The sequence below is a fragment of the Pseudomonas sp. GW821-FHT09A09 genome (genome assembly GCF_059418405.1).
This window is the reverse complement of the sequence record NZ_JBWKPU010000053.1, coordinates 1-16,935: the sequence shown is the minus strand read 5'-3', so window position 1 is coordinate 16,935 and position 16,935 is coordinate 1. Positions and strand designations below refer to the sequence as shown.

The window sequence follows — 16,935 nt, the reverse complement described above, 5'->3', positions numbered from 1 at the left end:
GCGTTGCAGCTGACCCTCCGCCATCGCAGGCAAGCCAGCTCCCACAGGGGACGCAGGGGGGTAGTAACCTCCCCGCCAGGCGTTGCTGGATCTCGTGGATATCCATGGCGTGTGAGCCATGCTTAGAAATTATCAGCCCAATTGCACAACTTGCTCTCACCCAACGGCACCAGGGAGCCTTTGATCTCGCCGACCAACATGCGCTTGAGCGTCACCCCGCATTTATAGCGGTTGGCGGCGTCCAGCTCGTAATCCATCCCCGCTTCCGGCACGAAGCTGAACATGTTGTAGCAACGGTCGCCGATGTAATGAAACGCGATGGGCTGCCCAGCCGGCACCAACAGTTCGGTCATCACCGTGTTACTCGAGTAGCGCGCGACGGGCGCCATGCCCAGGGTTTCGCCGTTGCGGTCGGCGTAGCCGTCGCGGTTGGCCACCATCACACCGGCGCCGGGCAGGCGGAAGTCGATACAGCCGGACTTGGGCACGCCCCGCACCATGCCATCGCTCATGACCCGCAGGCGCGCGGTCTCGCCGCTGGTGGGGGAGGTGTAGGGGGTGGAGAACGAGCGCACATCGGTGATAGCGCCGCAGGCGGTGAGGGTGGCCAGCAGCGTGAGGCCGGCGAAGGTTTTTAACGGGCGTAGCGATGTGAACATAAGGGTCGATTCCATTCGTAGCGGGCAAAAAACAGGGTCAGGACAGCGAAGGGTGCACGCGTTGCCACTCGTTCCAGCAGTCTTCCGGGACGATATCCGGATAACCGCGCTCGGTTTCCATCGCCAGCGCGGCGCTGAACGGCAGCGCAATACAGGTGGCTGCGTCTCGGACCTCACACACTTCAGTTTCGTTCAGCGGCGCGCCCTTTTTTGCCTCGGCCGCCGTGAGGATGGCCACCAGGGCAGGCACGAAAACCAGGCATAGCGGATCGGTAGACATTGCTTCTTCCCTGAGTGATGGGTGCAAAAAGCGTCAGTCTAAACGCGCACGTCGCCCTGCACACGCGTTCTGCCGCGATCACCACCGAACGTCTGCCCATAGCGCGTGGTCACAGCTTTGCTGATACGCTGCTAATAGCTCAATGCCATTCCCTTGGTAGCCCCATGAAAACCCTACGCACCGCCTTCCCGGCCGCCTTTCCCCGCGCCGCCTCCCGCGACTCGGAAACCGCCTTGTCGGACATCGAATTCCTGCACCGCATCAGCCTCGACCTGATCGGCGAGCAAGACCTCGAAGCCCTCTACGGCAAGATCGTCGACGCCGCCGTGTCCATCACCGGCTCGCAGTTCGGCACCATGCAGCTGCTGTGCCCCGAGGGGCACCCGTCTGGCCATGGCGGCCAGTTGCAGCTCTTGTGTTCGCGAGGCTTGCCACCGGAAGCGGTCGGGTTCTGGCAATGGGTGAGCCCCATGGCCTACAGCAGTTGCACCATGGCCCTGCAGTTGGGCCAGCGCGCCATCATCCCCGACTTCGAAGAATGGTCCGAGATCGCCGGCACTGAAGACCTGGCCGCCTTCCGCCGTGCGGGCATCCGCTCGGCCCAGACCACGCCGTTGCGCTCCCGCGATGGCCGCCTGCTCGGCATGATCTCCACCCACTGGAGCACGCCGCACCAGCCTTCGGAACGCGACCTGCGCCTGCTCGACATCCTCGCCCGCCAAGCCGCCGACCTGCTGGAACGCACCATCGCCGACGAAGCCCTGCGCGATGCCCAGGCCGAACTGCGCGCCCTCAACGAAACCCTGGAACAGCGCGTGGCCGAACGCACCGCCATGCTCATGCAGGCCGAAGAGAAACTGCGCCAGTCACAAAAGATGGAAGCCGTCGGCCAACTCACCGGTGGCCTGGCCCATGACTTCAACAACCTGCTCGCCGGCATCTCCGGCGCGCTGGAACTGATGAACCGCCGCATCGCCCAGGGCCGCCTGGCCGATGTGGACAAATATATGGTCGCCGCCCAAGGCTCGGCCAAACGCGCCGCCGTCCTCACCCAACGCCTGCTGGCCTTCTCGCGCCGGCAAACCCTGGAACCGCGCGCCACCAACGTCAACACCCTGATGTACGGCATGGCCGAACTCATCCAACGCACCGCCGGCCCCGGCATCCAGATCGAAACCACCGGCGCCGCCGATGCCTGGACCGCCTTCGTCGACGTCAGCCAACTGGAAAACGCGTTGCTCAACCTGTGCATCAACGCCCGCGACGCCATGCCCGAAGGCGGCCGCATCCTGCTCGAAACAGGCAACCACTGGCTCGACGCCAACGCCGCCCGCGCCCTCGACCTCACCGAAGGCCCGTACCTGCGCCTGAGCGTCACCGACACCGGCACCGGCATGCCCCCCGACGTGATGGCCCACGTGTTCGAACCCTTCTTCACCACCAAACCCATCGGCCAAGGCACCGGCCTTGGCCTGTCCATGATCTACGGCTTCGCCCAACAATCCGGCGGCCAAGTGCACCTGCACTCCACCGAAGGCGAAGGCACCTGCGTGTCCCTCTACCTCCCACGCCACCACGGCGCCGCCCCGGGCGACGACCTGCAACCCGGCCAAACCGCCCTCGAAGTCGCCAGGCACGGCGAAACCGTGCTGCTGGTCGACGACGAATCCACCGTACGCATGCTGCTCGCCGACGTCCTCGGCGAATTGGGCTACACCGTGATCGAAGCGGCTGACAGCGCGGCGGGGCTGAAACTGTTGAGGTCGGATGTGCATATTGATCTGCTGGTGACCGATGTGGGGTTGCCGGGTGGGATGAATGGGCGGCAGATGGCGGAAGCGGGGATGGAGCTGCGGCCGGGGTTGAAGACGTTGTTTATTACGGGGTACGCGGAGAATGCGGTGATGGGGTATGGACAATTGGGGGCGGGGATGGGGGTGTTGACGAAGCCGTTTGCGGTGGAGGTGTTGGGGGGGAGGGTTAGGGAGTTGTTGGGGAGGTAGAGTGGAGTGACGTTAAAGCAGTTTCATGGGGTTGAGAGGACTGACTACAGCGGTAAGTCAGTCGTTATTCTCAGACCTCTTTTGTTGTGTAGAAGCTGGTTCCTCTCGTGGTGTTCTCAACTTTGGCGTATGAAATTTTACTGCCGGATTGATAACTGCCTGATGGTTGTTCGTGAATAAAAACCTTGGCGCCGCCATTGTCTGGCGTAATGTTTATGTCCATTACGCCAATGACGCCTCCAGGCCCCGACGGAGAGATCGACGATACCGTGCCTGTGAATCTGGTAATAACGATGTTGTCTGCCATTTTTAAATTCCTTTTAGCGGTGGGATGAGTTTTCTGCCCAGACCATTTAAGGGCAGTACTCTGTCCTTTGCTACTGTCAGAGTTCACAGGGTGATCTTCTGAATGGGTGCTTTTTTTGCTTCAGTAATAGCGGGCAGGACTACCAGCATCCATGGGGCAGTGGACGGCCCTTGTCGACGTCAGACAGCTGGAAAACGTACTGCTGAATCAACGCACCGAGGCCCGCACCGCCATGTCCCCCAACGTGATGGCCCACGTGTTCGAACCCTTCTTCACCACCAAACCCATCGGCCAAGGCACCGGCCTGGGCCTGTCCATGATCTACGGCTTCGCCCAACAATCCGGCGGCCAAGTGCACCTGCACTCCACCGAAGGCGAAGGCACCTGCGTGTCCCTCTACCTCCCACGCCACCACGGCGCCGCCCCGGGCGACGACCTGCAACCCGGCCAAACCGCCCTCGAAGTCGCCCGACACGGCGAAACCGTACTGCTGGTCGACGACGAATCCACCGTACGCATGTTGCTCGCCGACGTCCTGGGCGAACTGGGCTACACCGTGATCGAAGCGGCTGACAGCGCGGCGGGGCTGAAGCTGTTGAGGTCGGATGTGCACATTGATCTGCTGGTGGCCGATGTGGGGTTGCCGGGTGGGATGAATGGGCGGCAGATGGCGGAAGCGGGGATGGAACTGAGGCCGGGGTTGAAGACGTTGTTTATTACGGGGTACGCGGAGAATGCGGTGATGGGGTATGGGCAGCTGGGGGCGGGGATGGGGGTGTTGACGAAGCCGTTTGCGGTGGAGGTGTTGGGGGGGAGGGTTAGGGAGTTGTTGGGGAGGTAGAAGGGGGAGGCTACCGCATAGGAATCTCGATTTAACACGATTCTCTGCCTACTTTCGTCTATGAGTAGCTATTCCAGTGCCTCAAAGAACAAGTGGGATTCGGCTTCTAGGGTAGCTATCCAGTGTATCGATTAAGCTCTCGCAGATCTGGAACGTTAATGGCATTATGCCTGCGGCAGCCTTTTTCGCTGTACGTGAAGGTCGTAATCAAATTCAAGGATGCAAGATGATCACTTCATTAACTCTAAAGAATTTCAAGTCAATTAAGAATAAGGCTGCGCTAAGCCTTAATAATATGTCTGTAATCTGTGGCTCTAATAGCTCAGGCAAAAGCTCAATAATTCAAGCTATCTTGATGCTAAGTCAAACATATTCAAATCGCTACTTGAAAAGCACAGTGTCTTTGAATGGCAAGCTAGTAAGGCTTGGTTCATTCAATGATATTATGAATTATTCCTGTAAGGAAAAAGAAAAGCACATAACTCTGGATATAGATTTAGCGTTCCCGCCGGAGCTAAATTGGGATGCCATAAAGTCAATAAAGATATCAATTACGTTTGTTGGGTCTAGTGATGTAAGTAAAAAATATGAAAGTGAGTTTCATCCGGAAGTAATAAAAGGTAGCATTAGTTATGAAAAGGCCGGGGAAGAACCCGAAACTGATCATATAGAATTCTCATCATTTGAACCTGGTAAGTCAAACTCAGATCTTTTTCACGTTTCCAGTCTTGGGGCTACGACTACCGCTCGCATAGGGAAAGAATATCCTGACTTCAGGGTTGAGGGAGCCTCCAAAGAAGATTTAATACCCAATGAGCTTAAGATAGTTTATGACCTGACCAAGAAGCTTAGTCTTACGTTGGTTCCGTATCTAATAGGTAGCCCTAATTATTTAAAGACAATAAAAGATGAAGATTTGGCCTCGCTTGCGGAAATAGAAATACCAAGGGCTTTAATAAATAAAATAAGCGCCTTAGTCGAGGAGGAAAATGAAGAGCTAGCCAAAAATTACGTAATTTCGGATGAGATACTAGATATAATAAAAACAGAGAAGCATCAGCTTGATCTTGAATATGTACGCACTGTTTTAGCAAAACAAGCCATGGTGCTCACTGCTGATAAAATATTCTCCGATCTGCCTCCTGGGGATTTAGATGTTAAGGCTTGGAGGGCAAAAGTAGAAAGTCTAAACGATAAAGAACGTAAAGCACTTTTTGATTTATTGATACGTAATAGGGAGGAAGTTCAAGGTACTTGGTATATTAATCGGAAAAGGGTGCGTGCAAAGTCAACATACCTGTTGAGCGGCTTTGCAGATATCGGACTTTTTATGAGTTATTTTTTGCCGAAAAAAATAAAGTACCTTGGTCCGCTGCGCTATGAGCCTCAAGCAATGTATCAAGCATTTGATCTCTCTGAGCCAAAAATGGTTGGTTTGAAGGGGGAAAATACGCCAGCAGTTTTGCATCTTAATAAAAGCTCAAAAATTACTTATCCTGTTGTACTTGAGAGGCCGAATGGAAAAGTTCAGTTTTCAGAGAGGGAAAACACTTTAAGTGCCGCTTGTACTGACTGGCTTTCTTATATGGGGGTAATAACCGAATTTCAAACCTTTGATAAAGGGAAGTTGGGATATGAGTTGCAAGTTAAGACCAGTGCTGATGATCGGATGCAAGATCTCACACACGTCGGGGTTGGTGTAAGTCAAGTTCTCCCTATCGTGGTTATGGCGTTGTTGTCGGAGGTTGATGATATATTGATATTCGAACAGCCAGAGTTACATCTTCATCCTAAAGTGCAATCGCGGCTAACCGATTTTTTTATAGCGCTTTCAAAAACTCGGCAAGTTATAATTGAGACTCATAGCGAGTATATAATAAATCGTCTTCGCCTTCGAATAGCTCAGAGCCGAGACAATGAGTTGAAGGATAAATCTTCAATACTGTTTGTTAATAAGGCGAGTGACGGTTCCGACTACCAGAAGGTAGATATTACGTCGTTTGGTTCTATCGTTGAGTGGCCGGAAGATTTTTTCGATCAAATAGATACAGAGGTTGAGAATATTCTGTTAGAGGCGGTGGCGAAGAAGAAAGAACTATCGGCTGTTAATGATTTGGAGAGAACATGATGCAGATAGTTGTTAGCTGCGACTTTTTAATTTCTCCAGCCTTCTGCGCTCCTAACGTCTTCGAGAATCGTATAAGTGATTTGGTTGCAATTAAGCGAGAAATGGAATGCGGTGGAAATCGTGTCGTAATCGAGACTGATACACTGACCAAGCTTGCGAATTTGCACTACTATCCGTGCACACCTATTTTTAAGAGAAATATTCCGCCTGAGCTTGGGGAGTTTTTTTCAGCTAAAGATATAGCCAAAGTTGTCCATGGTATTGCATCAATGACTGTTGAGCAAGAGTGCTTGATGCCAGAGTCCATAGCTTACTGGAATAAAAAGTTAATTGATCCAGCTCTCGCTGGTTGCTGTCATGAAAGATCTGAAGCAATTTCTCAGCTAATAGAAGAAGTTTTTCTGGCTAACTATATACATGAAAAGGTTTTGTCAATTTTGCATCACCCACTTGAGGAGAGGACAAAATCGATAGATTTTTCTGGAGAACTAACGCACAGCATTCCTGAGGTTCAACCTCCCCCACCATTAAATTTACAAAGTCTAGTTCCTATTTATTCAAATTATACGGATTTTTTATCGAAGTTTGACGCTGGTGAGGCCTATAGTAAGGCTGAAACTCAGGCGCAAATTATAGACGCTTTCAATTTGGGTGCTTCCTCTATAGCAACTCAGCATGGTAAGGCAGGGTGTGATCCATATATCTTTAGAGATGATTTTTTCGAAAGTTTAAAAGAGCACCAGTGCGCTCCAGGTCAGCGCTTTTCTAATACGGCATTTGAAGTTATATGCCATGTTATTGCAGGGGTGGAGAAGTACCCTCATAATCCTATGTACTCCGACTTAGACAAAAGAGAGCAGCTGGTGAGAGATGGTAAACTTGCGTGGAGAACTCATATTACGAAAGGCAATCCCGCTCTTCGTTTGATGTATTGGACTACGGAGGCTGGAGTAGAGCTTGCAAATGTCGGAAATAAAAATGCACTAGAAATATTCTGATTTTTATGCGTTTTTGTATAATGTAATTGGGTTTTTAGAGGGCTTTTTGCCACGATCCTCAAAATAAAATACCGATTCTTTGCCTTCAACATACAAAGAATCGGTGAGTACAGCGGCTTCAGGCCTCAGAGGCGAAAATTAGATGGTGCGGGGTACATCGCGGTCGATGATTTTTTTGGTCATAAGAACACCTAGTTCACACAGTTGGTGAATAGCCAGTGCAATGTCACGGTGTTTGCCGTTTAATTCTTCGGACAGGTCTAACAGTAGGGTGCTGACCGAAGTGAATGTTTCGTAGCTATTGATGATGAGCGCTTCATTGCTCACGTCTGGAGCAATGCAGAAAAGAACGGTTAAACTAGGTAATACATTTGACATGAGGATATCCTGATTTATGCCACCACCTCCCCGCTACTAAACGGTGGGTGGCAGCTGTACGCAGGTTAGTAGACCGGTGGATATCTAAAGCCGGCGCGCCCGGAGGCGCCCTGCGCACAGCCGCCATCAAGCACAGACGCAATGTCTGCCTGATGAAGCTCATGCACATCTAGATAACCGAACCAGGCTACTAAACCCGATCACCAAAAAATTCAGCGACCGCGCAACCTTAGATTCCACCACCCCAGCGCACAAGCCAGCGGATTCTGGGCTACGCGTAGGCAATCGGGCAACCCGCTCGCCACCTTTGGGAAATGTCCTAGGACGATTCCGTTATACCGTCACCACCACCTTGCCCACTTGCTGGTTCGCCTCCAAATACCGGTGCGCGTCTTGCACCTCATCCAACCCAAACGTCTTCGCAATCACCGGCGCCAACGCGCCCGACGCCAGCCCATCCAGGATGAACGCTTTCGCCCGTTCCAACGCTGCCGAGTCGGCGACGATCTCGGCGTACAAATACCCCTTCAGCGTCAAACATTTGCCCAACACGGTGAACAACGGAAACGGCGTCGGCTCGGCACTCAGCGCGCCGTATTCCAGCAAGATCCCGCCCTGGGCCATGCTTTGGGTGAGGGTTTCGAAGCCCGGCCCGCCGATGGGGTCGAATACCACGCGGGCGCCTTTGCCGTTGGTGAGTTGCATCACGCGTTCTACCAGGTCTTCTTCGTCGCTGACGATGACGTGGTGGGCGCCGGCGTCGAGCAGGGCTTGGTGTTTGGCGCGGGTGCGGGTGACGGCGATGGCGGTGGCGCCGACGCTGCGGGCGATCTGGAAGGCGGCGAGGCCGACGCTGCTGGAGGCGGCGGTCACCAGTACGACGTCGCCGGTGGTGAGTTTGGCTTGTTCGACCAGGGCGCCCCAGGCGGTGACGTATTGCATCCACGAGGCGGCGGCCTGGATGAAGCTGAGGGTGTGCGGGTGTTTGACGGTGAGGTGGGCGGGCACGTTGGCGACTTCGCCGTAGGTGCCCCAGCGGGCGATATCGAGCGGCGGGATGACGCTGACGGCGTCGCCCACTTGAAGGTCGCTGACGTTGGCACCGACGGCGGCGACCACGCCGGCCGCTTCGTAGCCCAGGCGGCTGGGGAATTCGGCTTCTTGCAGGTAGGCGTGGTTGCGGAACATCACTTCGGCGCGGTTGAGGCCGAAGGCTTTGACGTCGATTTGTACTTCATCGGCAGCGGGGGCGGGGACGTCGATGTCTTCGAGTTGCAGGACGCTGGCGTCGCCGTAGGCGTGGAGTCGGACAATGCGTGCCATGGGGGATGACCTCGGTGTTGATCAATGAGGCATTCACTGTAGGTGTGGGACAGCTGTGGGGCAATGCGCGGAAAGGGGGCAGGCCAGCGTCAGAATGGTCCGCCCCCTTTTTTTCGTTACGGCAACACCTTGGCGATGGCGTCAAACGCGACCATGTCGTCGATCACTTCGCCGCCAGTCGGCTGGGTCTGGGCCTGCCACACCACGATCACCACGTTTTTGGTCGGGTTGATGTAGACGTACTGGCCAAAGGTGCCCGCTGCGGTGAAGGCTTTGTCGGCCTTGGACGCGTCGGTCCAGCCCGGCCACCACATGGAGGCGAACTCGCCGTAGGCACCATCCGAGCCGGTGACGGCGCTGGCGAAGCTCAACCAGCCTTCCGGCAGCACTTGCTTGCCACCGGCCTTGCCGCCGCTGAGTACGAATTGGCCGAAGCGGCCGTAGTCCTCAAGCGTGGCGCTGATGCCGCTGCCGCCGACTTCGTTGCCGTTGGCGCCGTCGAGCCACCATTTGGCGTCGGTCTGCATGCCGTACGGGCCCCAGATTTTTTCGCTGAGGTATTGGGTGAGCGGCTTGCCCACGGCGGCGCTGACCAGTTGGCCCAGCACTTGGGTTTCGCCGGTGCTGTAGTTGGTGCGCGTGCCGGGTGGCGCGGCGGTGCTGAGGGTGGCCATGAACTTGAGCAGGGAGCCGGGCACTTGTTCGCTGCGCAGCTGGATCAGGTGGCGTTCGTCGGAGGACGGGTCGGTGTATTTCTCGTTCCACTTAACCCCGGAGCGCATCGCCAGGATCTGCCGCACGGTGACCTGGTCGTAGGCGCTGCCGGCCAGGGCGGGCAGGTAATGGGTGACTTTGTCGTCCAGGCTTTTGATGGCGCCGTCTTGAAGGGCAGCGCCCACTAGGGTGGAGGTGACGGACTTGGCCACCGACATCGACATCCAGCGGGTCTCGGCGGTGTTGCCGTGGGCGTAGCGCTCGTCGACGATCTTGCCGTCCTTGAGCACCAGCAGGCCGGTGACGCGGTTGGTCGCCACGTAGTCGTCGAGGCTGTAGTGCTTGCCTTTGAACTCGAAGGCCACGGGGGCCAGGGGTTGGGCGCTGCGCGGCAGCGGGAACGGGTGGCCGCCCGCCTTGATGGTACGCACCGGGAACAGGCGGTCGGTGTTGCGGAAGGTGGTGACCGCCAGTTCCGGGCTGAGGCGGCCGTCGTAGATGGCTTGCACGTCGCCAATCGGCTCTTGTGCGTGGGGGTAGGGTTTGGCGGTGTCGGCGTGGGTGGCGCTGGCGGCCAGCGCCAGCGCGAGGGTGGATGCGCACATCAGTACCCGCAGCGGGCGGCGCTCAAAGCGCGAGGACGGGCGAGGGAGCACGGGCATAAGAACCTCTTTGTTGTTTTTGGTCGGTCTTAATGGGCTGCGACGCCTCGGGGCTGAGGCGTCGCGAGCCAGCATGCTCGGAAGGGCGGGAAGTTGGCGCGCGGGATCGGGCCGGTTTATGCGTGGGATTGGGCCATGGCGTTAGGGCGCTGGTAGGTGGGCTCGCCAATCAGGATGTCTTCAAAGAACGCGCCGATCGGCAGGGTGGGGTGGCACAGCTGTATCTCCAGCACCCAGACCATGTCGCTGGGCACGATCTCGACGTCGGCGAGTTTGTCCTGGCTGAACAGGGCGTGGGGGAAGTCGGCGATGCGGTGCCCTGCCAGGTTACGCTCCAGGCGCCAGCCTTTGGCGCGGGCGCTGTCTTCCGCGAAGTCATACAGCTGGCGGCCGGTAAGCCCTTGGTGCCAGGCGTCGCGGGTTTCGTCGAAGACTTGGTGCAGGGCCTTGACGCAGGCTTCATGCAACGGGTGCCCGCCGAACACGAAGGTGTCGCCGTAGTCGCCTTCGTAGCCGTCCCACACCGGGCCGAGGTCGACCACGGCGATGTCGGTGGCGCGCAGCTGGCGCTGCGGGTCGATGCCTTGGCGGGGTGTGCGCACGGTGTCGTCGCCAAAACGGATGTAGGTGGGGTGCCAGGTGTGGGACGCGCCCATGGCCTGCAAGGTTTGGCCAGCCATGTCGAGGGCTTGGGCGGTGGTCATGCCCACCTTCAATTGCTCGGCGATGGCGGCCAGGGCCCGCACGGTTTGTTCGCGGGCGGCGAGCATGCCGTCCAGTGAGTAGCGCGGGCCGACTTTTTCCAGCACCGGGTCCAGGGCGTTGAGTGACGCGGTGGGCGCCAAGGCGCCGCTGGGCACGAAGGCTTCGGCGACAAAACGGTGGGCCTGGGCGCCGGCTGCCAGGCAGGTTTCGCGCACCTGGCTGATCATGCCGCTGTTGCCGCAGGCGTAGATCTGGCTGTCAGGCCAGTCGTGGGGCTGCGTGAGGGCGACCTGCTGCACGCGGGCGTCGACGGACAGCACCCGATGCCAGCGAAAGTGTGGGTGCGCCTGGCTGGCCCGGTCGAGAAATGCCGCGTCGTAGAAATCCGCCGGCGCTGCGTTGCCCCAGTACAGGGTCACTTCGGCCTCGCGCTCCAGGGCGGTCAGCAATAACGGCTTGATGCCGGCATACCCGGTGCCGGTGGCGAACAGCACCACCGGGCGCTCACCCTTGTGTTGCCAGGTGCAGGCGCCCACCGGGCCTTCGAGGTTCACCCTAGCGCCCGCGTGCAGGGTCGGCAGGATGCCTTCGGAGAACCGACCGCCGCGCACCTGGCGGATATGGAACACCAACTGGCCCTCGTCCTGGGCGGGCAGGTTGGCGACGGAGAAACAGCGGCTGTCGCCATCGTCCAGGCGGAACCGCAGGTATTGGCCGGGGCGCACGTCCAGGGGCTGGGCAGTGCGTAACACCAGCTCGATGATATCGGCGCTCAAGGGGCGATTGCTGACCACTTGCGCGGTGGTTTCCAGTGTCGGCGTGTCCAGTGACCAGCCGGGGATTTCCAGGCGCATGTCGCTGCAGGCGTGGCTTTGGCACAGCAGCATCTCGTCCGGCGCGAGGGGGTAGGAGGGCGCGGGGGCGTCGGGCGCGAGCTGTTTGGCGCGGTATTCGCCGGCCACCACCTTGACCTTGCACGAACCACAGGCGCCGCGACGGCAGGAAAAGGGCACGGCGAGGCCGCTGGCGAGCATGGCGTCGAGCAGCAAGTGGTCGGCGGCTTCGAAGGATTTGCCCGAGGGCAACAGTTCAACGACATGGCGGTTGTGCATAAACACCTCGGGGCAATTGAGGCTCGATTGTTGCGGTAGACTAGGACCAGAAGAACCTCCAGTTTTGGATAATTCACATGGTCCAGCTTCGTAAATGGCGCCCGTTGCTCAAACTCGATGGCGCGCAGCCCCAGGCGTCGTACCGCAAGATTATCGAGGGCCTGGTGAGTGCGATCACCGAAGGCCGCCTGCGCCCTGGCACCTTGCTGCCCGGCACGCGGGAGATGGCGCAACTGCTCAACGTCAACCGCAAGACGGTGATCCTGGCCTACGAAGAGGCGGTAACCAAAGGCTGGCTGGTGAGCATCCAGCGGCGCGGCACCTTTGTGAGCACGCAACTGGCCACCGGCGCGGTAGCGGCGCCCAGTGCGCCACAGCCTTTTGCCCTGGCGCTGCGCGACATGCCAGCGGCGGATTATTTTTCCCCGGGCGAACAGGCCGTCGCGCTGCAACACCGGCCGGGCGCGCTGTTTTTCGATAACGGCGCCAGTGACCACCGATTGCTGCCGCAAGCGGTGCTGCACCGTTATTACCGCAATGCGCTGCGCCACAGTTTCACCACCAACACCGTGCGCCACGGCAGCGAGGGCAGCAGTGCCTACCTGCGCCGGGCGCTGGCCGAAATGCTGCGGCACAACCGTGGCCTCACGGTGGGCGCCGAGCAGATTTGCCTGACCCAGGGCGTGCAGATGTCGCTGTACCTCACGGCCAGCGTGTTGCTCAAGCCCGGTGATGTGGTGCTGGTGGAGCGCCTGAGCTACCCACCGGCCTGGGAGATTTTCCGCCAGTTGGGCGCGCGGCTGGTCACCGTGGATCTGGACGACGAAGGCTGCCGGGTCGATCAGCTCGATGCGCTGTGCCGCCAGCATGACGTGCGGATGATGTACCTCACGCCCCATCACCAATTCCCCACCACCGTCAGCCTGCGTGCCGGCCGCCGCCAGCAGTTGCTGGAACTGGCGCGCCTGCATGACTTCTGCATCGTCGAGGAAGACTACGACCACGAATATCACTTTGCCGGGCGACCTTATCTGCCGCTGGCCAGCGACAGCGTGCAGCGGCATGTGATCTACATTGGTTCGCTGTCCAAGTCCCTCGGTAGCACGTTCCGCTGCAGCTATATCGTGGCGCCGTCGAATGTGATCCAGGTGCTGGAGCGCACGGCGGCGGTGAGCCTGGGGCAGGGGGATGCGGTGATGCAGCGCATGTTGGCGGACTTGATCAACGACGGGGAGTTGAAGAAGCACCTGCGCCGGGTTTCCAAGGAATATCGTTGGCGCCGGGAAGTGTTGTTGACGGGCCTGCGGGAAGCGTTTGGCGAGCAGATCAGCGTGCAGGAACCGGAAGGCGGGCTGGCGCTGTGGGTGAAGTTTGCCGACGCCATCAATGTCGACCGGCTGTGTGAAAAGGCCCTGGCACTGGATTTGGTGGTGCGCAGCGGCCGGCTGTTTTCGCCGTTTGGCCAGCGTGAGAATGCCCTGCGGCTGGGGTTTGCTTCGCTCAACCAGGAGGAAATCCGCACCGCGATCCAGCGGCTGGCGATGGCGGCGAAGGCGATTGCCGGCTGAGCTGGCCCCCCTTTGTGCCGAAACAGGACTACCATGCCACCCCGGCAGTGGTTACACGCGCTACCGATTTCTCTCTTTGAAGGTATCGCCATGTCCATCGACCAGATCAGCCTGCCCAAAGGCGTAGGCCCCCACGCCACCAAGCTTCTTGACGCCATCACTGGCGCCGCCACCTCCGAAGAACTCAACCGCGCAGGCGGCAAGGCGGAAGGGTTTGTGTTGGGGCTGGAGTCCACCAAGGCCATCAAAAGCCAAATCGCCGAAGCGTTGTATGTGGCCTACGACGACGCCGCGAGTCATCGGGCCAGTGAATTGAAGGGGTAACGACAGCCCTTGCGCTGTCACGAAACTCATCACGGGGTGGTGTAATGTTGCGGGCTTGAATGCGCCCGCTATCAAAGGACTGAACATGACACTGACCGTCGACACCCTGCTCGAACTGGCCATGGCCAACCCCATCAACGCCGAAATCACTGCGCGCCTGCCAGCCCTCGGCGTCGAGCAGTGCATGCTCACGGCGGGCTGCCTGTTCCAGGCGGTGTGGAATCATCAGTCGAATTTGCCGGCCGATCATGGGGTGAAGGACTACGACGTTTTCTACTTCGACACCGACCTGTCCTACGAGGCGGAAGACAACGTCATTCGCGCCGCCGAGCGTTTATTCCAGGACCTGGGCGTCAACGTCGAGGTCAAGAACCAGGCGCGGGTTCATCTTTGGTATGGCCAGCGCTTTGGCCGGCCTTACCCGCCGTTGCGCACGGCCAAGGAGGGCGTGGACCGTTACCTGGTGGCAGGCACGTGCATCGGGCTGGAGATTGAAACGGGCGAGTTGTATGCGCCGTATGGCTTGGAAGATGTGGCCCAGGGTGTGCTGCGCATTAACCCGCTGCACCCGGAGCGCGAGTTGTTTGAGCGTAAAGCCCTCAGTTATCAGGCGCGCTGGCCCTGGTTGAAGATCGTGACGCCGGAACATTCCTGAAACCTGCGGTGAACTTTTACCCATTCTTCAGGCGTCCTATTCTGAAACACACCCTCTACAGCTGACCCCAGCTAAGGACAGGCCATGATCTTCCTGATTTTCCTTATCGCCTGCGGCGCCGCCGCCAGTACTGGCCTGATCTTCAAACCGGGCCAATGGTATGAATCTCTCGTCAAACCCAGTTTCACCCCGCCCAATTGGCTTTTCCCCGTGGCCTGGACAGTCATCTATCTGCTGCTGGCCTGGGCCGGTTACCGCCTCACGATGATCCCCGGCAGCCAACTGGCCTTGGGCTTATGGGCGGCGCAGATTGCGTTGAACACACTGTGGACACCGGTGTTTTTCGGCGCACATCACATCGTCGCGGGCATGGTGGTGATTGTGCTGCTGTGGCTGGTGGTGGCGGCGTTGGTGGTGATGGCGTTGCGGCTGGACTTGATCACCGGCTTGATCCTGTTCCCCTACCTGGCGTGGTTGAGTGTGGCGGTGGCGTTGAATTTCTCGATCCTGCGCAGTAATCGCTGATGGCTCATACCCCTTGGCCGGCCAGCGAGCCCGAGCTGGCGCAGATGCGCGCGTTCAACAAGAAGCTGGCCTGGATGCCGCGCTTTAAAATCCGCAACCGCGTGACGCCGCGTGTGATCCAGGCGTTGTTGCGCGTCAGTCAAAAGGTCAGGCGGCAACACCCGGCGCACACTCGGCTGGTCAGCGTAGGCGGCCAGCGCGTGCCGGTGCGCATCTTGCTGCCGAGCGGCCAGCCCAGGGGCGTGGTGCTGGATATCCACGGTGGCGGCTGGGTGATTGGCAATGCGCAGATGGATGATGATTTGAACCTGGGCATGGTCAACGCCTGCAACGTGGCGGTGGTGTCGGTGGATTATCGGCTGGCGGTCGACACACCGGTGGAAGGCTTGATGGAGGATTGCCTCACGGCCGCACGGTGGTTGCTGACTGCCGATGAGTTTGCCGGCCTGCCGGTGATCGTTGTCGGCGAGTCGGCCGGTGGCCATCTGGCGGCGGCGACGTTGCTGGCGTTGAAACAATGGCCGGCGCTGCTGCAACGGGTGAGCGGGGCGGTGTTGTATTACGGCGTGTACGACCTGAGCGGCACCCCGAGCGTACGCGCGGCGGGGCCGGACACCTTGCTGCTGGACGGGCCGGGCATGGTCACGGCCCTGGCGCTGCTGACGCCGGGGTTGAGTGATGAGGCGCGCCGGCAGCCGCCGTTGTCACCGTTGTACGGGGACTTGAGCGGCTTGCCGCCGGCGTTGATGTTTGTCGGGACGCTGGACCCGCTGAAGGACGACACGCTGTTGATCGCCGAACGCTGGCCGGGAGCGCAGGCGCATTTAGTGCCGGAGGCGGCGCACGGGTTTATCCATTTTCCGGTCGCGATGGCGGGGAGTGTGCTTGCTTATAGTCGCCAGTGGATCAGTGCCCGGGTGGAGGTGACGGCGGGATAATGATTGAGGCCGATCAGCCAGCACCGATGCAAGCCGGGCCACCGCAATCGCCGGCAAGCCGGGCTCCTACAGTTTGAGCACCACCGAACCCCTGTAGGAGCTGGCTTGCCAGCGATGGCGGCCGGTCAGCCGGCACCGATGCAAGTCGGGCTACCGCGATCGCCGGCAAGCCGGGCTCCTACAGTTCGGGTTCGGGTGGAAAGTCTTCGTAGCATTTTGGCAGGTACCCCCAGATCCTCAGCACGTCGGCCTGCACTTCAAATTCGAAGCCTATTTGCGAGACGACCTGAGAGATTTCCTGGGTGTGGTCAATGTACGTGCGTGGCAATAACACGCCCAACGAGGGTGCTTCTTGCCACAAACCAATGTCGAGCCATTCGACATACGCAAAGGGGAACGGCAGGTGGTAGAACCATTCCACATCCCATTCAGAGATATAGCCGGTGATGGATTTTGAACGATAGGACGGACACCATTCCGTGCGCTGGCGCATGTGTGTGATCAGTTCGTTCCACTTGGTGTTGTTCGCGGCGCTTGCCAGGTTTCTTGTCTTGATAGCGGCCTGAATGATCTTGCGATTTTTATCAGTTTGGCGTGCGTCGGCCATGGGGAGTTCAGTCATTTTAGCCCTCTTGGTTTACGTTGATGACGCTAACGTCGGCGTATTCGAAGGTGTGCTCGGCGAACGCGGGTTGAGCACAGAGGTCGGCGATGCTAGCAGAACGATTTCTGAGGGAGATATAAACGGCTTTGTAGTGAGCGGGCTTGCCCCGCGCGGCGGCGTGTCAGGCCCTTTATATACACCTGACACACCG

General features: G+C 58.6%; 16 protein-coding genes and 1 pseudogene. 9 read left to right on the top strand and 8 right to left on the bottom strand.

Annotated features, from left to right (window positions below; genetic code table 11):
- Nucleotides 1–122: 122 nt before the first annotated feature.
- Together AC07OV_RS28725 and AC07OV_RS28720 are read right to left on the bottom strand one after the other, a co-directional pair.
- Nucleotides 123–659, bottom strand: coding sequence for a hypothetical protein (locus AC07OV_RS28725; protein ID WP_371319382.1), 537 nt, complete (start codon nt 657–659; stop codon nt 123–125).
- Between the two features lie 37 nt (nt 660–696).
- Nucleotides 697–939, bottom strand: a complete 243-nt coding sequence (locus AC07OV_RS28720) for a hypothetical protein (RefSeq protein ID WP_495093486.1) — start codon at nt 937–939, stop codon at nt 697–699.
- Nucleotides 940–1,103: 164 nt separating this feature from the next.
- On the opposite strand from AC07OV_RS28720, the gene AC07OV_RS28715 reads away from it, so the two are divergent.
- Nucleotides 1,104–2,942, top strand: coding sequence for an ATP-binding protein (locus tag AC07OV_RS28715; RefSeq protein WP_494997459.1), 1,839 nt, complete (start codon nt 1,104–1,106; stop codon nt 2,940–2,942).
- Between the two features lie 70 nt (nt 2,943–3,012).
- Here AC07OV_RS28715 and AC07OV_RS28710 read toward each other — a convergent pair whose 3' ends face one another.
- Nucleotides 3,013–3,249: a hypothetical protein gene (locus AC07OV_RS28710; protein WP_494997460.1), complete on the bottom strand. Its 237-nt coding sequence runs from the start codon at nt 3,247–3,249 to the stop codon at nt 3,013–3,015.
- A gap of 148 nt (nt 3,250–3,397) precedes the next feature.
- Between AC07OV_RS28710 and AC07OV_RS28705 the strand changes: the two are divergent.
- The 3 genes and pseudogenes from AC07OV_RS28705 to AC07OV_RS28695 all read left to right on the top strand — a co-directional run.
- A pseudogene (locus AC07OV_RS28705) lies at nt 3,398–4,090 on the top strand (response regulator); the annotation flags it as partial.
- 226 nt (nt 4,091–4,316) lie between these two features.
- On the top strand, nt 4,317–6,218 hold the full coding sequence (locus tag AC07OV_RS28700; RefSeq protein ID WP_495093485.1) for an AAA family ATPase: 1,902 nt from the start codon (nt 4,317–4,319) through the stop codon (nt 6,216–6,218).
- Entirely contained in the window at nt 6,215–7,216 is a 1,002-nt protein-coding gene (locus AC07OV_RS28695) for a hypothetical protein (protein WP_495093484.1), read from the top strand. The genes AC07OV_RS28700 and AC07OV_RS28695 overlap by 4 nt, the downstream gene beginning before the upstream one ends.
- Before the next feature lie 138 nt (nt 7,217–7,354).
- Here AC07OV_RS28695 and AC07OV_RS28690 read toward each other — a convergent pair whose 3' ends face one another.
- From AC07OV_RS28690 to AC07OV_RS28675, 4 genes are all read right to left on the bottom strand, one after another.
- Complete coding sequence (locus AC07OV_RS28690; RefSeq protein WP_495093483.1) at nt 7,355–7,594, bottom strand: DUF6124 family protein; 240 nt, start codon at nt 7,592–7,594, stop codon at nt 7,355–7,357.
- A gap of 333 nt (nt 7,595–7,927) precedes the next feature.
- A complete protein-coding gene (locus tag AC07OV_RS28685) occupies nt 7,928–8,917 on the bottom strand; it encodes a zinc-dependent alcohol dehydrogenase family protein (RefSeq protein ID WP_495093482.1) in 990 nt (329 codons plus the stop codon).
- Between the two features lie 116 nt (nt 8,918–9,033).
- Nucleotides 9,034–10,293, bottom strand: coding sequence for a serine hydrolase domain-containing protein (locus tag AC07OV_RS28680; protein ID WP_495093481.1), 1,260 nt, complete (start codon nt 10,291–10,293; stop codon nt 9,034–9,036).
- A gap of 116 nt (nt 10,294–10,409) precedes the next feature.
- Nucleotides 10,410–12,110 (bottom strand): M24 family metallopeptidase, encoded by a 1,701-nt coding sequence (locus AC07OV_RS28675; RefSeq protein ID WP_495093480.1) that lies wholly within the window; start codon nt 12,108–12,110, stop codon nt 10,410–10,412.
- Between the two features lie 77 nt (nt 12,111–12,187).
- Here AC07OV_RS28675 and pdxR point away from each other — a divergent pair, with 77 nt between their 5' ends.
- The 5 genes from pdxR to AC07OV_RS28650 all read left to right on the top strand — a co-directional run bounded on the left by pdxR (nt 12,188) and on the right by AC07OV_RS28650 (nt 16,120).
- Entirely contained in the window at nt 12,188–13,678 is a 1,491-nt protein-coding gene (gene pdxR, locus AC07OV_RS28670; protein WP_495093479.1) for a MocR-like pyridoxine biosynthesis transcription factor PdxR, read from the top strand.
- A gap of 90 nt (nt 13,679–13,768) precedes the next feature.
- Nucleotides 13,769–14,002 carry a hypothetical protein gene (locus tag AC07OV_RS28665; protein WP_495093478.1) on the top strand — a complete coding sequence of 78 codons (234 nt, stop codon included), beginning with the start codon at nt 13,769–13,771 and terminating at the stop codon, nt 14,000–14,002.
- Between the two features lie 85 nt (nt 14,003–14,087).
- On the top strand, nt 14,088–14,657 hold the full coding sequence (locus AC07OV_RS28660) for a nucleotidyltransferase family protein (RefSeq protein WP_495093477.1): 570 nt from the start codon (nt 14,088–14,090) through the stop codon (nt 14,655–14,657).
- Between the two features lie 84 nt (nt 14,658–14,741).
- Nucleotides 14,742–15,182, top strand: a complete 441-nt coding sequence (gene tspO / locus AC07OV_RS28655) for a tryptophan-rich sensory protein TspO (RefSeq protein ID WP_176998696.1) — start codon at nt 14,742–14,744, stop codon at nt 15,180–15,182.
- Nucleotides 15,182–16,120: an alpha/beta hydrolase fold domain-containing protein gene (locus AC07OV_RS28650; protein ID WP_495093476.1), complete on the top strand. Its 939-nt coding sequence runs from the start codon at nt 15,182–15,184 to the stop codon at nt 16,118–16,120. The genes tspO and AC07OV_RS28650 overlap by 1 nt, the downstream gene beginning before the upstream one ends.
- 178 nt (nt 16,121–16,298) lie before the next feature.
- On the opposite strand, the gene AC07OV_RS28645 is transcribed toward AC07OV_RS28650, so the two are convergent.
- The gene (locus tag AC07OV_RS28645) at nt 16,299–16,742 is read right to left on the bottom strand and encodes a DUF6678 family protein (RefSeq protein ID WP_495093475.1); all 444 of its coding nucleotides are present in this window, start codon (nt 16,740–16,742) and stop codon (nt 16,299–16,301) included.
- Between the last annotated feature and the right edge of the window lie 193 nt (nt 16,743–16,935).

Excerpts from the sequence above, each read along its gene's own strand:
- AC07OV_RS28725 (WP_371319382.1), bottom strand. The coding sequence starts at position 659 with ATGTTCACATCGCTACGCCCGTTAAAAACCTTCGCCGGCCTCACGCTG.
- AC07OV_RS28720 (WP_495093486.1), bottom strand. The coding sequence starts at position 939 with ATGTCTACCGATCCGCTATGCCTGGTTTTCGTGCCTGCCCTGGTGGCC.
- AC07OV_RS28715 (WP_494997459.1), top strand. The coding sequence starts at position 1,104 with ATGAAAACCCTACGCACCGCCTTCCCGGCCGCCTTTCCCCGCGCCGCC.
- AC07OV_RS28710 (WP_494997460.1), bottom strand. The coding sequence starts at position 3,249 with ATGGCAGACAACATCGTTATTACCAGATTCACAGGCACGGTATCGTCG.
- AC07OV_RS28700 (WP_495093485.1), top strand. The coding sequence starts at position 4,317 with ATGATCACTTCATTAACTCTAAAGAATTTCAAGTCAATTAAGAATAAG.
- AC07OV_RS28695 (WP_495093484.1), top strand. The coding sequence starts at position 6,215 with ATGATGCAGATAGTTGTTAGCTGCGACTTTTTAATTTCTCCAGCCTTC.
- AC07OV_RS28690 (WP_495093483.1), bottom strand. The coding sequence starts at position 7,594 with ATGTCAAATGTATTACCTAGTTTAACCGTTCTTTTCTGCATTGCTCCA.
- AC07OV_RS28685 (WP_495093482.1), bottom strand. The coding sequence starts at position 8,917 with ATGGCACGCATTGTCCGACTCCACGCCTACGGCGACGCCAGCGTCCTG.
- AC07OV_RS28680 (WP_495093481.1), bottom strand. The coding sequence starts at position 10,293 with ATGCCCGTGCTCCCTCGCCCGTCCTCGCGCTTTGAGCGCCGCCCGCTG.
- AC07OV_RS28675 (WP_495093480.1), bottom strand. The coding sequence starts at position 12,110 with ATGCACAACCGCCATGTCGTTGAACTGTTGCCCTCGGGCAAATCCTTC.
- pdxR (WP_495093479.1), top strand. The coding sequence starts at position 12,188 with ATGGTCCAGCTTCGTAAATGGCGCCCGTTGCTCAAACTCGATGGCGCG.
- AC07OV_RS28665 (WP_495093478.1), top strand. The coding sequence starts at position 13,769 with ATGTCCATCGACCAGATCAGCCTGCCCAAAGGCGTAGGCCCCCACGCC.
- AC07OV_RS28660 (WP_495093477.1), top strand. The coding sequence starts at position 14,088 with ATGACACTGACCGTCGACACCCTGCTCGAACTGGCCATGGCCAACCCC.
- tspO (WP_176998696.1), top strand. The coding sequence starts at position 14,742 with ATGATCTTCCTGATTTTCCTTATCGCCTGCGGCGCCGCCGCCAGTACT.
- AC07OV_RS28650 (WP_495093476.1), top strand. The coding sequence starts at position 15,182 with ATGGCTCATACCCCTTGGCCGGCCAGCGAGCCCGAGCTGGCGCAGATG.
- AC07OV_RS28645 (WP_495093475.1), bottom strand. The coding sequence starts at position 16,742 with ATGACTGAACTCCCCATGGCCGACGCACGCCAAACTGATAAAAATCGC.